General features: G+C 66.1%; 14 protein-coding genes. 4 read left to right on the forward strand and 10 right to left on the reverse strand.

The genetic code is table 11. The features are described from left to right. A partial coding sequence (locus tag ACE5CZ_RS12505; RefSeq protein WP_374947658.1) for a hypothetical protein occupies positions 1 to 283 on the forward strand: 283 nt, incomplete at its 5' end. A gap of 122 nt (positions 284 to 405) precedes the next feature. On the opposite strand, the gene tyrS is transcribed toward ACE5CZ_RS12505, so the two are convergent. Further along, positions 406 to 1,740: a tyrosine--tRNA ligase gene (gene tyrS, locus ACE5CZ_RS12510; protein WP_374947659.1), complete on the reverse strand. Its 1,335-nt coding sequence runs from the start codon at positions 1,738 to 1,740 to the stop codon at positions 406 to 408. A 92-nt stretch (positions 1,741 to 1,832) separates the two neighbouring features. Between tyrS and ACE5CZ_RS12515 the strand changes: the two genes are divergently transcribed. Both ACE5CZ_RS12515 and ACE5CZ_RS12520 read left to right on the forward strand, forming a co-directional pair. Continuing rightward, on the forward strand, positions 1,833 to 2,486 hold the full coding sequence (locus ACE5CZ_RS12515) for a DNA-binding protein (RefSeq protein WP_374947660.1): 654 nt from the start codon (positions 1,833 to 1,835) through the stop codon (positions 2,484 to 2,486). Then, positions 2,483 to 3,205 carry a hypothetical protein gene (locus tag ACE5CZ_RS12520; RefSeq protein ID WP_374947661.1) on the forward strand — a complete coding sequence of 241 codons (723 nt, stop codon included), beginning with the start codon at positions 2,483 to 2,485 and terminating at the stop codon, positions 3,203 to 3,205. Before ACE5CZ_RS12515 ends, ACE5CZ_RS12520 begins: the two co-directional genes overlap by 4 nt. 36 nt (positions 3,206 to 3,241) lie before the next feature. Here the strand turns inward: ACE5CZ_RS12520 and ACE5CZ_RS12525 are convergent, their stop codons facing one another. Genes ACE5CZ_RS12525 through argC form a run of 8 tightly spaced genes read right to left on the reverse strand, consistent with a single transcriptional unit; the run spans position 3,242 to position 10,771 of the window. Beyond that, positions 3,242 to 3,865: a DNA-3-methyladenine glycosylase gene (locus tag ACE5CZ_RS12525; RefSeq protein WP_374947662.1), complete on the reverse strand. Its 624-nt coding sequence runs from the start codon at positions 3,863 to 3,865 to the stop codon at positions 3,242 to 3,244. Between the two features lie 4 nt (positions 3,866 to 3,869). Beyond that, positions 3,870 to 4,016: a hypothetical protein gene (locus ACE5CZ_RS12530; protein WP_374947663.1), complete on the reverse strand. Its 147-nt coding sequence runs from the start codon at positions 4,014 to 4,016 to the stop codon at positions 3,870 to 3,872. After that, positions 4,013 to 5,464: an argininosuccinate lyase gene (gene argH, locus ACE5CZ_RS12535; protein WP_374947664.1), complete on the reverse strand. Its 1,452-nt coding sequence runs from the start codon at positions 5,462 to 5,464 to the stop codon at positions 4,013 to 4,015. Before argH ends, ACE5CZ_RS12530 begins: the two co-directional genes overlap by 4 nt. A gap of 6 nt (positions 5,465 to 5,470) precedes the next feature. Further along, complete coding sequence (argF, locus tag ACE5CZ_RS12540) at positions 5,471 to 6,415, reverse strand: ornithine carbamoyltransferase (protein ID WP_374947665.1); 945 nt, start codon at positions 6,413 to 6,415, stop codon at positions 5,471 to 5,473. 57 nt (positions 6,416 to 6,472) lie between these two features. Continuing rightward, entirely contained in the window at positions 6,473 to 7,669 is a 1,197-nt protein-coding gene (locus ACE5CZ_RS12545) for an acetylornithine transaminase (protein ID WP_374947666.1), read from the reverse strand. Then, positions 7,666 to 8,568: an acetylglutamate kinase gene (gene argB / locus ACE5CZ_RS12550; protein ID WP_374947667.1), complete on the reverse strand. Its 903-nt coding sequence runs from the start codon at positions 8,566 to 8,568 to the stop codon at positions 7,666 to 7,668. The genes ACE5CZ_RS12545 and argB overlap by 4 nt, the downstream gene beginning before the upstream one ends. Next, positions 8,568 to 9,728, reverse strand: a complete 1,161-nt coding sequence (argJ, locus tag ACE5CZ_RS12555; RefSeq protein ID WP_374947668.1) for a bifunctional glutamate N-acetyltransferase/amino-acid acetyltransferase ArgJ — start codon at positions 9,726 to 9,728, stop codon at positions 8,568 to 8,570. The genes argB and argJ overlap by 1 nt, the downstream gene beginning before the upstream one ends. Beyond that, the gene (gene argC, locus ACE5CZ_RS12560) at positions 9,725 to 10,771 is read right to left on the reverse strand and encodes an N-acetyl-gamma-glutamyl-phosphate reductase (RefSeq protein WP_374947669.1); all 1,047 of its coding nucleotides are present in this window, start codon (positions 10,769 to 10,771) and stop codon (positions 9,725 to 9,727) included. Before argC ends, argJ begins: the two co-directional genes overlap by 4 nt. Before the next feature lie 124 nt (positions 10,772 to 10,895). Between argC and ACE5CZ_RS12565 the strand changes: the two genes are divergently transcribed. Then, positions 10,896 to 11,525 (forward strand): DUF937 domain-containing protein, encoded by a 630-nt coding sequence (locus ACE5CZ_RS12565; RefSeq protein WP_374947670.1) that lies wholly within the window; start codon positions 10,896 to 10,898, stop codon positions 11,523 to 11,525. A 78-nt stretch (positions 11,526 to 11,603) separates the two neighbouring features. On the opposite strand, the gene pheT is transcribed toward ACE5CZ_RS12565, so the two are convergent. Further along, complete coding sequence (gene pheT, locus ACE5CZ_RS12570) at positions 11,604 to 14,135, reverse strand: phenylalanine--tRNA ligase subunit beta (protein ID WP_374947671.1); 2,532 nt, start codon at positions 14,133 to 14,135, stop codon at positions 11,604 to 11,606. Position 14,136: the final 1 nt, after the last annotated feature.

Raw genomic sequence — 14,136 nt, forward strand, 5'->3', positions numbered from 1 at the left:
GGGGTTTTTGGCATTTGACTTAGTGCACGCTGTTGAGTTCTCAAAGATCGGACGCACCCGAACATCCACCACACCAACCGGCGCAGCCTCAACACGGGGCAACTTCTCAAACCTAGACCCAAACGAAACACCTGTCAAATCGCGCGACCCGAGCGACCAAACAAGAATCCGGCGCAACGAATCGAACAAAACAACGTTCGAAAGGGAGGAGGTTTACATCCCAGAAGGAGACACAAAGTCGTTTATAGACCCTGATCTGAACCTACGAGATGGTCCCGCTTGAGGCCGGAAGCACTTCGGCTATCCGCACCTGTGGGGCGACAAGAGAAGACATTACGGGCAGATGGCGCGACCGTCAAAACCAAGATGCAACCCGGGCGTGTCGCCCCGCAGTCCCGCGAAAGTTCACTCCACGAAGACTCCCGCGAGGGTCTTCTTGCCCCGTCGAAGCACTGCCACTCCACCGCCCAGGAGCAGCCCGTCGATCGTTGCCGACTCATCGGAGATTGCAGAGTTGTTGACGTAGACCCCGCCCTGGGCGATCGCTCGGCGCGCTTCGCTCACGCTTTTGGTCAAACCCGTATCGACGAGCAGCTGGGTGATGGGCGCATCCGGCATGCACGTTGTGCGGGGAAGCTCGCGGAGAGCCGAGATCAGAGTGGGCGTGTCGAGATCGGCCAGGTCTCCCTGCCCGAACAACGCGTGGGCCGCGGCGATCGCCGACTCCGTTGCGGTGACGCCGTGCACCAGCGCGGTCACCTCGTAAGCCAAGGTCTTCTGCGCCTCGCGGCGGAACGGCTCCTCGTCGACGAGGACCGCGATCCGTTCGATCTCTTCGCGCGGCAGGAAGGTGAAGATCTTGAGCCGCGCTATGACATCGGCATCAAGTGTGTTGAGCCAGAACTGGTAGAACGCGTACGGGCTGGTCAGCGAGGGATCGAGCCACACGGCATTGCCCTCGCTCTTGCCGAATTTCGTGCCATCGGAATTCGTGATGAGAGGCGTGCCGATCGCGTGAGCGCTGCCCTGCTCGGCACGATGGATGAGGTCGGTGCCGCTCGTCAGGTTGCCCCATTGATCGCTGCCGCCGGTCTGGAGCACGCAGTCGAAGCTCCGGTACAGCTCGAGGAAGTCCATCCCCTGCAGAATCTGGTAGCTGAATTCTGTGTAGCTGATGCCGGCGTCCGAGTTGAGCCGCGCGCTCACGGCGTCTTTCTTGAGCATGGTTCCGACGCGGTAGTGCTTGCCCACGTCTCGGAGGAAGTCGATCGCGGAGAGCGGCTGCGTCCACTCGAGGTTGTTGACCATGCGTGCCGCGTTGTCTCCGTCGAAACTGAGGAACCGCTCGATCTGGCCGCGGAGGTACTCGACCCACTCGGCAACAGTGTCCTTGGTGTTGAGCGTGCGCTCTGCCGTAGGTCGTGGATCACCGATGAGCCCGGTGGAGCCCCCGACGAGACCGAGGGGCCTATGTCCTGCCAGCTGCAGTCGACGCAGCAGAAGGATCTGCACCAGGTTGCCGAGATGAAGGCTCGGCGCGGTCGGGTCGAAGCCGCAGTAGTACGTGATGGGTGAACCGGCGAGCAACTTCTTCAATGCGTCACGATCCGTGGACACATGCACGAGGCCGCGCCAGTCGATCTCGTCCCAGACGTCGTCGAACGTCGAATCGTTGTGCTGGCTGGAAAGAAGTTCATTCGGGGTCGTCGACACCTGAACCACAGTATCAGCGCAGTTCATGGCCGACCGGATGTCGTATAACAGGGCTGAGGCCTTGATTCGGGCCGCGTCAGGTCTGTAGGCTTGATCCATCACAGATCAAGGCTTAGGCCTTGACCGGAGAGGCTCTCATGTTCGTGATCACGGCAGACCAAGTCGACAGCCGACACACCAGAGATCTTGTGTCGCACACGATCGGTCATCTCGACCGCGCATTCGGGGCAGGGCTCGCACTTCCCGTCGACCGCAACGCCGGAGACGAGTTGCAGGCCCTCATCCTGGACTCCGACACCGCCGTCTCCATGATCCTCGAGCTCACACGCACGGGCACCTGGAGCGTCGGACTCGGCACCGGCGACGTCGAACGCCCCCTTGCCCACGCGACACGCGAGGCAAGGGGGCCTGCCTTCATCGCCGCCCGGGCCGCCGTGGAATCGGCCAAAAGATCGCCTCAGCGATTCGCGGTGCGTCACGGCCACACATCGAACACGGTCGATACGACAGACTTCGAAGCCCTGATGCTTCTTCTGCTCGCCGTGCGAGACCGCCGAACCGAGCAAGGATGGCAGGTCTACGACCTGCTTGCAGCGAAGCGAACGCAACGAGAGGCCGCCGAATCCTTGGGCATCACGCCCCAGGCCGTGAGCGACCGGATGTCGGTGGCCCAGGTCAGACTCGACCTCGAGGCCCACGCTCCCCTCGGTCGCATGCTCTCGCGGCTGGCATCACCGAGCGAACTCTCGACGAAAGGACACGCAACACCGTGAGCCCCACAATCCTCGTTCTTCTCGGCACGGGCCTGGCGACGAGCGCGGTCGCACTGACTCTCGACATCCGAGCTCACGGCAGGCGCCCGGGCGCATCACTCACAAGACGATCCGGTAGCGCCGTTCTGTCCGCCATGACCGTCCTCGCATTCGGCAGCCTCATCGCGGCGCTCGCCTACTCCGGGTTCGATCCACACGGCGCAGATGCCGAGACTCCGCTTGCCCGGGTGCTCATGACAGCCCTCGCTCTTGCGCTGGCAACGATCGGCGGAGGTCCGTTCGCAGTGCTGGCACTGCGCCTCGCGGCTCGGGGCACCAGCAGGGCAGGGGCACACGGCGGCATCCTCATCACCGAGAACCAGCAGGCGGCCGACCCCCCTCCGCGTGAGACGACGCCACGGCGCGGCCTCTTCCGACGTCGTCCGTCTGAGAGACCACGCATCTCCCCCGCTCCGCTGTCGACGCATCCAGCCGAACCGGCCATGGGGTCACCCGCGGTCGAAGTGCTCCGAGGCGGAACCACGATCGGAATCCTCGAACGTGTCGCCATCGCGGGAGCCATCGTCGCCGGTTTCCCCGAAGCCGTCGCGGTGGTGATCGCCATCAAGGGCGTCGGCCGCTTCAGCGAGCTCGCGGCGTCCGAGGCCAAAGAGCGATTCATCATCGGCACGCTCGCGAGCTTCGTCTGGGCTTCTGCCTGCGCACTCGTGCTTCGGTGACACGGGTCGACCGATGACGGCTCAGAATTCGCTCGGTCAGGCGCGCTTGCGCGGCACACTCGCCCGGTAGGGCGACACCGTCGGATCGTTCAGGATGTAGAACCTCCAGGGGTATGCGTCAAGCCCGCCCGGTCCACTGACGCCGGTGCGCACGCTCGTACCGACATCGGCAGCGTCGTCGCACAGTTCGAGCGAATAATCGGCGCCCGCCAAGTTCGCGCCGCCGTCAGACAGCGGAATGCCCATCGCCTTGGTCAGTCGTGCCGGGCCACGAGCGAGGTCGCGAAAGGCGATCCGCTCTCCCCTATTCGCCCGAGCCTGATCCACTCCGGCGACTATTTCGCCGGCCCGCAGCAGCACCCCCGACGCCTGGCCCTCGGGAGAGCAGACGATGTTCGCACACACGTGCATGCCATACGTGAAGTAGGTGTAGAGATGAAGCGCAGGGCCGAACATCACCGCGTTGCGTGCGGTTCTGCCGCGAAAGCTGTGTGATCCCGGGTCTTCACCCACGCCGAGGTATGCCTCCACCTCCGTGATGCGCACCGTGATGTCGCCCTCGTCCGAACGTCGGGTCAGCCGTGCCCCGAGCAGCTCGGGTGCAACCTCGACGCTCGTTCTGTCGAAGAAACCCGAGCTGTTCGACGCCTGAGTGAACATCGGACTAGAACATGCCCTTGCCCGACACCGCGGACACGATCACCACGAAGACGAGAACCGCTGCGGCGACAGCCACGACGATCCACGTCGCACGCTTCGACATCGGTGCCCGGTCGCGCCTTTTCTTGTTGTTCTCGTTGCGCAGGGTCACAGGCTTCCGATCTCTTTCGCGGCGGACGACTGGAGAGCGCGGACGCTTTCGGTGAGCGCGGCGAGCTGTTCTCTGACCCGGTCGGGTGCGGTTCCACCGCGACCGTCGCGGCTCGAGACGGAGCCTTCGATCGTAAGTACCGACCGCACCTCCGGCACGAGATGCGGTGACAGCGATGCGTACTGCTCGTCACTGAGTTCGTCGAGTTCGAGATCGTTTTCTTCGGCGAAACGAACGAGCGCCCCCGTGATCTCGTGAGCGTCGCGGAAGGAAACGTGCTGCTTGACCAGCCACTCCGCGACGTCGGTGGCCAACGAGAAGCCCTGGGGCGCCAATTCCGCCATCCGGTCGATGTGGAACGTCATCGTGGCGACCATGCCGGTGAACGCCGGCAGCAGTACCTCGAGCGTGGTGATGGAGTCGAAGACCGGTTCCTTGTCTTCCTGCAGATCGCGGTTGTACGCGAGCGGCAGCCCCTTGAGCGTGGTCAGCAGCCCCGTGAGGTTGCCGATGAGTCGTCCGGATTTTCCCCGGGCCAATTCGGCAATGTCGGGATTCTTCTTCTGGGGCATGATCGACGAGCCCGTGGAGTACGAGTCCGACAGTGTGACGAAGCCGAATTCCTTGGTGTTCCAGAAGATGATCTCTTCTGCGAAACGTGAGAGGTCGATGCCTATCTGGGCGGTGATGAACGCGAACTCCGCGACGACATCGCGACTCGCCGTTCCGTCGATGGAGTTCCAGGAACTCTGATCGAAGCCGAGCTCGAGGGCCACGGCCTGAGCATCGAGGCCAAGGGTGTTCCCTGCCAGCGCCCCCGAGCCGTACGGCGACCAGTTCGCTCGGCGATCCCAGTCGACCAATCGCTCGAGGTCGCGAAGAAGGGGCCAGCAGTGGGCGAGAAGGTGATGCGACAGGAGCACCGGTTGCGCGTGCTGCAAGTGTGTGCGCCCGGGAAGAATGGCGCCGAAATGCCTGTCCGCCTGGGCGGCGATGGCGTCGATCAAGTCGGTGACGAGATGCCGGATGCGCGCGGCGTGATCTCGAAGGAGCATGCGCACGAGCGTGGCGATCTGGTCGTTGCGGCTGCGACCCGCGCGGAGCTTGCCGCCGAGCTCGACGCCCGCGCGGTCGATAAGTCCTCGTTCCAGCGCCGAATGCACGTCTTCGTCAGACGCCTCAGGACGGAACGTGCCATCCGCCACATCGGTCTCGAGAGCATCGAGGGCCGCCACCATGCCCGTCAGTTCGTCGGCGGTCAGGTACCCGGCCGTAGCCAAGGCCCGTGCGTGGGCCCGGGATCCTGCGATGTCATACGCGGCGAGCTGCCAATCGAAATGGGTGGACCGGCTCAGTTCGACGAGCTCGGGCGCGGGGCCGCCAGCGAAACGGCCGCCCCAGAGAGCGCCGGCCTCGCCGGCACGGTTGGACACATCGCGATCAGTCATGGGTCTTCACTCTCCCGCAATGGCAGCCGACTGCTGGCGGAGAAGCCAGACCAAAAGCGCCTTCTGCGCGTGAAGCCGATTCTCGGCCTCGTCCCAGACGACGCTCTGGGGGCCGTCGATGACATCGGCGCTGACCTCGTATCCACGGTCGGCAGGAAGGCAGTGCAGGAACAGGGCGTTGCTCTTCGCCTGGTCGAGGAGCGCCTGATCGACCTGGTACTTTCCGAAGGTGGCGACTCGCGCGGCCTTCTCGTCTTCTTTGCCCATCGACACCCAGGTGTCGGTCACAACGATGTCTGCACCGCGAACCGCTTCGGCCGGGTCGACGTGCACGGCCACGGAGCCGCCGGTCTCGGTCGCCCGGGCCGTCGCGTCGGCGACCACCGCCGCATCCGGTGCGAACTCTGCAGGGGCGCCGATATGCACGTGCATGCCCGCCGTCGCGCAGGCCAACAGGTAGGACTGGGCCATGTTGCTGGCGCCATCGCCGAGGAATGCAACAGTCTGGCCGGCAAGCGAGCCGCGGTGCTCGCGGATGGTCATGAGGTCGGCAAGCAGTTGGCACGGGTGGAATTCGTCGGAAAGCGCGTTCACCACGGGAACGGCGGTTCCTCTCGCCATCTCTTCGAGCCCGGTTTGCGCGTGAGTTCGCCACACGATGGCCGCCACCTGGCGCTCGAGCACGCGTGCGGTGTCTGACGCGGTCTCCTTGCCCCCCAGCTGGCTCGACGCCATGCTGATGATGAGCGGGCTGCCCCCCAGGTCGGCGATTCCCACGGCGAACGAGACGCGCGTGCGCGTGGACGACTTGTCGAAGATCACCGCCACGGTCTGCGGGCCCGCCAGCGGCTGCGTCTGGAATCGGTCTCGCTTGAGCTCCAGTGCCAGGTCGAGGATCTCAGCCTGCTCGGCAGATGAGAGGTCGTCATCGCGCAGGAAATGTCTGGTCACGGGTGAGCTTTCGGTCAGAGTCGGAAAGGAAAAGACTAGCGGGCGCGGCGGCAGGACTCAGACGACCGGCACCGCGCCGAGGGCGGCCCCGAACCTCTCGCCGAAGACGCGGAGTTCGTCGTCGCCCACGATAAGCGGCGGCGCGATGCGAATGCTCGAGTCGTTGGCGGCATTCACGATGAGTCCCGAGTCGAGCGCGGCCGCGGCAATCGCCGCTGCGTTCGGATTCGCCAAGCCGACCCCGATCAGGAGACCGCGGCCGCGCACGTCGGCGACGTGGGGCGAATCGAGGTCGCGGATGATCTGCGTGATCTGCGCTCCGCGAACGGCAGCATTCTGCACGAGACCGGCCGTCTCGATCTCGGCGAGAACGGCGTTGGCCGTCGCCGTCGCGAGTGGATTTCCCCCGAAGGTCGAACCGTGCATGCCGCGCTGAAACAGTTCGGATGCCCAGCCGAACGTAACCAGGGCGCCGATGGGGAACCCGCCGCCCATGCCCTTGGCCATCGTCACGGCGTCGGGACGAATTCCGAACTGTTCGTATGCGAACCACGAGCCGGTGCGGCCCGCCCCCGTCTGGATCTCGTCGAGGATGAGCAGCACACCGTGCTCCTCCGTGAGCTCGCGTGCGCGAACGAGGAATCCGTCTGGCAGGTCGAGAACGCCGGCCTCCCCCTTGATCGGCTCGAGGATGAGCGCAGCGACGGAGCTGTCGATCGACCGCTCGAGCGCCTCGATCGTCGAATCGATGTGCTCGACGCCTGGCGGCATCGGTTCGAAAGCGTCGCGGAGGCTCGGCTTGCCCGTCAGCGCGAGCGCGCCCATCGTGCGTCCGTGGAACGAATCGTGCAGCGCCAGCATCCGGTGACGATCGCCTCCGGCACGGTTGAGCCGGGCGAGCTTGAACGCCGCCTCGTTGGCCTCGGCCCCCGAGTTGCCGAAGTACACCCGACCCTCGGGACCCGCGCCCGTGATTCGCTTCAGGCGCTCGGCGAGTTCGAGCTGGGGTGTCGTCGTGAAGTAGTTCGACACATGCGCCAGTGCCGCCGCCTGGCGCGAGACTGCGTCGACGAAGACCGGATGCGCGTGGCCCAGCGAGTTCACGGCGATGCCTGCGAGGAAGTCGAGATACTGCTTGCCGGACGCGTCCCAGACGTAGCAGCCCTCGCCCCGGGTCAGCAGTGCTTGAGGCGTGCCCATCGACTTCATCAAGGACTCGCCGAACCGACCCGACCATTCCGCCTCGGTGCTCACAGTGCCTCCCGGCTGACTTCGGTGCCGATGCCGCTCTGCGTGAAGACCTCGAGCAAGATCGAATGAGGCGTGCGTCCGTCGATGATCGCGGCCTTCGCAACCCCGCCATCGACGGCCTCGAGGCAGGCGGCCATCTTCGGGATCATGCCCGATTCGAGGCCGGGCAGAAGCGATCGAAGTGACTCGGCGTCGATGCTGCTCACCAGCGAGTCCCGATTCGGCCAGTCGCTGTACAGCCCCGCCACATCAGTGAGGATGACCAGCTTCACAGCTCGCAACGCGACGGCGAGGGCGGCCGCGGCGGCGTCGGCGTTCACGTTAAGCGACTGGCCCGGATGGTCGGAATCTGGCGCGATCGAGGAGACGACGGGAATATAACCCGCGTCGAGGCGCTGCCGGATGGCATCCGGGTTGACGCTCACGATGTCGCCGACCTGGCCGATGTCGACGGGCTCGCCATCGACCTCGATCAGGCGTTTTCGGCCTGCGAAGAGTCCGGCGTCATCACCCGAGAATGCCACGGCCAGCGGACCATGCTCGTTGATGTGCCCCACGATCTCGCGGCTGATCTGCCCGGCGAGCACCATGCGAACCACGTCCATCGCCTCAGGGCTGGTCACACGGTAGCCTCCACGGAACTCGCTCCGGATGCCGAGACGATCGAGCATCGCGGAGATCTGCGGGCCCCCGCCATGCACGACCACAGGACGGATGCCCGCGTAGCGCAGAAACACGATGTCTTCGGCGAACGACTTCTGCAGGGCCTCGTCGACCATCGCGTTGCCACCGAATTTGATGACCATGATCTGGTTGTGGAATCTCTTGAGCCAGGGAAGGGACTCGATCAGGGTCGCGACCTTGGCAGAGGCGGAGGGCAACGAGTTCGGAGTATCAGTCATCAGGTGGCGTATGCGCTGTTCTCGTGGACGTAGTCGTGAGTGAGGTCGTTTGTGAGGATGGTCGCGCTCGATGCGCCGACCTTGAGGTCGATGAGCACGTGCACGGCCCGGGGAGTGAGGTCGACGGCGTCGCTGGGCTGATCGGGTTGGCCTGCCGAGCACACGCGCACGCCGTTGATCGTCACATCGATGTCGAACGGGTCGAACTGCGCCTGCGTGGTTCCGACCGCGGCGAGCACACGTCCCCAGTTGGGGTCGTTGCCGAAGACGGCAGCCTTGAACAGGTTGCTGCGCGAAACGGCCCGGCCCACGTCGACGGCGTCATCCTCCGACGCCGCCCGGATCGTCTCGATGGTGATGTCGTGGCTCGCGCCTTCGGCGTCGCCCTGCAGCTGCTCGGCGAGATCGGCGCAGATCGCCTCCAGGGCCGCCGCGAATTCCGCGCCGTCGGGCACTACTCCGGATGCGCCGGATGCCAGGAGTGTGACCTGGTCGTTCGTCGACATGCAGCCGTCTGAGTCGAGCCGGTCGAACGTGACCCGGGTCGCGGCGCGAAGGGCGGCGTCGAGTTCAGAACTCGACAGATCTGCATCCGTCGTAATGACGACGAGCATCGTGGCCAATCCGGGCGCGAGCATGCCGGCGCCCTTGGCCATTCCTCCGATGACCCACCCCGACGCAGACGTTCTGATGGCCTCCTTCGGATGCGAGTCCGTCGTCATGATGGCGCGAGCCGCGTCGGGCCCGCCGTCGACCGTCAATGCCGGCGAGGCCGCGTCTACTCCCGCCAGCAGGCGATCGCGGAAGCTCTGATCACCCGTGCCGATCAGGCCCGTGGAGCAGACCAGCACATCGCCGGCCGACACTCCCAAGCGCTCCGCGACCTGTTCCGCCGTCTGGTGGGTCGTCTGAAAGCCGAACGCGCCGGTGTAGCAGTTGGCGCCGCCGGAGTTGAGGACGATCGCCTCCACCGTGCCATCGAGGATGGCCTGGCGCGACCAGATGATGGGGTTCGCCGTGCATCGATTGCTGGTGAACACCGCCGCCGCAGACGTGCGGGGTCCGAGGTTCTGCACGAGGGCGAGGTCGAGCGCACCCGAGCCTTTGAGGCCTGCAGCGACGCCGGCGGCAACGAAGCCCTGGGCTGCCGTGACACTCACGGGGCGACTCCGTTGACCGGCAGGCCGGTCGTCTCGCCGAGTCCAAGCGCGATATTTGCCGATTGGATGGCCGCGCCGGCCGTGCCCTTCACGAGATTGTCGAGGGCGGTCACCGTGACGACTCGTCCGGCCGCCTCGTCGACGGCGAGTCCGATGAGCGCCACATTCGCGCCCACGACATCGCTGGTGCGCGGAAATCGGCCCTCCGGAAGGAGATGCACGAACGGTTCGTCGGCGTAGGCGAGCTCCCAGGCGCTGCGCACATCCGACGCCGTTGCACCCGGGGCCAGCCGCGCGGTCGATGTGGCCAGGATGCCGCGGGACATGGGAACGAGCATGGGGGTGAACGACACAGACGTGCGTCCGCCGGATGCGCCGGTCAGGTTCTGGATGATCTCCGGTACGTGACGATGCCGTCCGCCGACACCGTACACACTGGCCGAACCGAGGATCTCGGATGCCAGCAGGTCGGTGCGCAGCGCCTTGCCCGCGCCCGACGGGCCGACGGCGAGCACGGCGACGATGTCATCGCCCTCGATGACGTGCGCCGCGAGTCCGGGCGCAAGCCCCAGCGAGATCGCCGTGACGTTGCAACCGGGAACGGCGATCCGTTTCACTCCCTCGAGCGCGGTACGCTGCCGAGAGCCGTCGTGCCGCATGAGTTCGGGCAGCCCGTAGGGCCAGGATCCGTAGAACTCGCCGCCGTAGAAGTCGGCCCAGTCTTGTTCGTCGACGAGGCGGTGGTCTGCGCCGCAATCGACGACCAGCGTCGATTCGTCGAGCTGCGCGGTCAGCTCGCCCGATTTGCCGTGCGGAAGCCCGAGAAAGACGACGTCGTGGCCGGCCAGGTTCTCGGCCGTCGTATCGACCAGCTCGAGGTGGGCGAGCGAGCGCAGATGCGGATGCACCTCGACCAGACGCTGACCCGCGTTGGCGTGCGCCGTGACGGTCGTCACCTCGAAGTCGGGATGGTCGGCGAGCAGTCGGAGCACCTCGCCGCCCGCGTATCCGCTCGCGCCGGCAACAGCCACGGAAAAAGTCATGCCTTAAATGTAGTCGCTTCGGCCGGGCCACCCCGATCCACCGCCGCCGCACGGTGCCGCGTCGCTACTGTGGAGGCACGACCCGGGCGCGACGCGCCCGCGTGAATTGAAAGAAGGTTCCATCATGGACGGACTCGACGAACTGGCCAGGCAGCTTCCCATCGGCGAGATCGCGAAAAAGCTCGGCGTCAGCGAGGCCGAGGCGAAGGATGCCGTCGACGAGGCGCTTCCCGCTCTGATTTCGGGGCTCGCCGCGAACAGCGCGAGCCCCCAGGGCGAGAAGTCGCTCGAAAAAGCACTGCAGAAGCATTCCCGCACGTCTCTGCTCGAGGGCGGAGTGAACGTCGACGATGTCGATACGCATGACGGCGAGAAGATCGTCTCGAACATCTTCGGCGGCAACAGAGACCAGGTCGTGTCGCGGCTGGCGTCGACCGAGACGTCGACCACCCAGTCCGTCATCCAGAAGATTCTGCCGATCGTCGCCCCGATCGTTCTGGCGTGGCTCGCGTCGAAGTTCTTCCCCAAGCCCGAGAGCGCAGACTCCGCCGAATCCAGGAACTCCTCCGGCGGAGGAATCGGCGATGTGCTCGGCGGACTCCTCGGAGGCGGATCCGGTGGTTCGCACTCGACGGCCTCGGGCGGTCTCGGCGGCCTGCTCGGTGGCCTCCTGGGCGGCGGTTCCGGCGGACCCGGCGCGGGCGGGGGCATCGGCGATATCCTCGGTGGCCTGCTGGGCGGCGGCAAGAAGTAGCACGCCGCTCCGCCGAAATCTACGCGTCCCCGGGCTCATCCGTCGCGACCGCGTAGGAAGAGCCCGGGGAACGTGATTTCACTCGCGGAGGGTGGCCCCGAACTCGGTTGCGGCCAGCGCGAGGCCCGCGAGCTTCGCATCGGACGCCTCACTCGCCGTGAGCGTGCGGTCGGGGGCACGAAAGCGGAGTGCGAACGTGAGCGACTTCGTGTCGTCATCGACGCCGGTTCCCCGGTAGTCGTCGACGAGGCGGATGTCTTCGAGCAGCGCGCCGGCGCCTCGGGATACCGCGTCGGAGACATCGCCTGCGGGGATCTCTCGCCGGACGACGACAGACAAATCCTGGGTCGCAGCCGGATACGCGAAGATCGGTCGAACGGCGATCTCGGTCGGGGACAGCTCGATCAGTGCGTCGAGATCGAGCTCCGCCACCGCGACCACGCGCGGCAGATGAGCCACTTCAGCAATGCGAGGAAGCAACTCGCCCGCCACGCCGACGATCGTGTCGCCCTCCGCCGTGGTGACGACGAGCGACGCCGTGCGACCGGGATGCATGGCCGTATGCGAGCCCTGACGGGCACGAATGTCCAGCCCCAGCGCGATACCGAGCTGGCGCACCGAGTCGAGGGCGTCCGCCAGGCCGATCGGCCGTGCGTCGAGCCCCGGCTGCTTCTCCCAGGCGTTGCCCACGAAAACGAGCGCCGCGTGCCGCGGCTGCGCGGGCAGAGCCGTGTCGAGACCGGCGAGCACCTCATCGCTGGGACGGGCACCGCCAGGCGGGAGTTCGGTCTGGCCGTAGTCGACGCCGGGCTCCGGCAGAAAGACGAGACCCGTCTCGAACAGCGCGAGATCGAGCAGTCCCCGCGACAGGTTGCGCCGTGCGATGTCGAGCAGTCCCGGAATCAAGGTCGTGCGGAGGTAAGGCGCCTCGGCATCGAGCGGATTGGCCACGCGAACCGCCGTGACCGTATCGCCCCGCGGCGAACCGAACAGCTGGGTGGCGGCGTCTGAGAGGAACGGGTAGGCCAGAACCTCGACCAGTCCACTCGACGCGAGTGTCTGCGAGACCTGTCGCCGCAGGAGTTGCTCCCTCGTGAGCCCGCGCCCGGGGGGCGCGACGGGCAGCACACTCGGGATGCGGTCGTAGCCCACGATTCGGGCGACCTCTTCGGCGAGTGCGGACTTGTGCGTGATGTCGGGCCGCCACGTCGGCGGCGTCACCACCAGGCCGCCCTCGATTTCCGCGATGTCTCCGCCGATTTCGGCGAGCGACGATCGAATCTCCTCGGGCGAGAACTCGACCCCGATGAGGCCCGCGATGTACCGGTCGGGCAGCTCGACGGCCGGCGGGGCGTCGTGCTGCGAGTACGACGAGCCCAGCTCATCCGCCGTGCCCCCGGCCAGGTCGACGAGCAGTTGCACGACCCGTGCCGCGGCGACCGACGCGACCGCGGGATCGACGCCCCGCTCGAATCGGCGCGACGCCTCGCTCGGCAGCTTGTGCCTGCGGGCAGAGCGCGCAATCGACACCGGATCGAAGTTGGCGGCCTCGACGAGGACATTGCGCGATGAATCGCTGATCTCGGTCGACGCGCCGCCCATCACTCCTGCAAGGCCGATCGCGCCCGATGTGTCGGCGATCACCAGGTCTTCAGCATCGAGCTGACGCGTCTGGCCGTCGAGGGTGACGAGCTTCTCGCCCGAGCGGGCGCGGCGAATGCGGATGCCGCCGGTCAGCTTGTCGAAATCGTAGCCGTGCACGGGCTGACCGAGTTCGAGCATCACGTAGTTCGTGACGTCGACGATGAGCGAGATCGATCGGATGCCGGCAAGGTTCAGCCTGGTCGCCATCCACGGCGGGGTCGGCTTCGACGGATCGACGTCGCGCACCAGGCGGGTGACGAAGACAGTCGCGCCGATGCGTCCGCGAATGGGTGCGGCGTCGTCGACCGTGACATCGAAGCCCTCGGCCTCGACCGCGGCCGTCGACAGGGCCGGATCACGGAACGCAGCCCCCGTGGCGTGCGCGTATTCGCGCGCGATGCCACGAATCGAGAATGCGTAACCACGATCGGGTGTGACATTGACTTCAACGGCCTGGTCGTCGAGGCCGAGAAGCGAGAGAGCGTCGGTGCCGACGATGGGATCGAGTCCGAGGGTCGCCAGGCGGAGAATGCCGTCGTGCTCGTCGTTCAGGCCCAGCTCTCGTGATGACGCGATCATGCCGTCGGAGACGTGCCCGTAGGTTGTGCGGGCGGCGATCGCGAAATTTCCGGGAAGCACCGCGCCGGGAAGAGTCACGACGACCTTGTCTCCCGGAACGAAGTTGTGGGCACCGCAGACGATTCCGCGCACGGCGGCCCCGCCATCCAGTGCCGTCTCGCCCTCGGGGGCAACGCGCACGCTGCACCAGCGGATCGTCTTGCCGTTCGAATGCGGCTCTTCGACGAACTCGAGCACTTCGCCGACGACGATGGGGCCGGTGAGGTCGAAACCATGCGACCCCTCTTCTTCGAGGCCGACCTTGACGAGGGCCGCGTGCACATCTGCGACCGTGGATCCGGGCGTGACGTCGACGAATTCCGCCAACCATCCGAGTGGGATTCGCATC

Source organism: Agreia sp., from assembly GCF_964263775.1.
In the GTDB taxonomy this organism is placed as follows: domain Bacteria; phylum Actinomycetota; class Actinomycetes; order Actinomycetales; family Microbacteriaceae; genus Agreia.

Coding starts and splice junctions, on each gene's coding strand:
- pheT (WP_374947671.1), bottom strand. CDS start 14,135: ATGCGAATCCCACTCGGATGGTTGGCGGAATTCGTCGACGTCACGCCC.
- ACE5CZ_RS12525 (WP_374947662.1), bottom strand. CDS start 3,865: ATGTTCACTCAGGCGTCGAACAGCTCGGGTTTCTTCGACAGAACGAGC.
- tyrS (WP_374947659.1), bottom strand. CDS start 1,740: ATGAACTGCGCTGATACTGTGGTTCAGGTGTCGACGACCCCGAATGAA.
- argB (WP_374947667.1), bottom strand. CDS start 8,568: ATGACTGATACTCCGAACTCGTTGCCCTCCGCCTCTGCCAAGGTCGCG.
- argH (WP_374947664.1), bottom strand. CDS start 5,464: ATGACTGATCGCGATGTGTCCAACCGTGCCGGCGAGGCCGGCGCTCTC.
- ACE5CZ_RS12565 (WP_374947670.1), top strand. CDS start 10,896: ATGGACGGACTCGACGAACTGGCCAGGCAGCTTCCCATCGGCGAGATC.
- argC (WP_374947669.1), bottom strand. CDS start 10,771: ATGACTTTTTCCGTGGCTGTTGCCGGCGCGAGCGGATACGCGGGCGGC.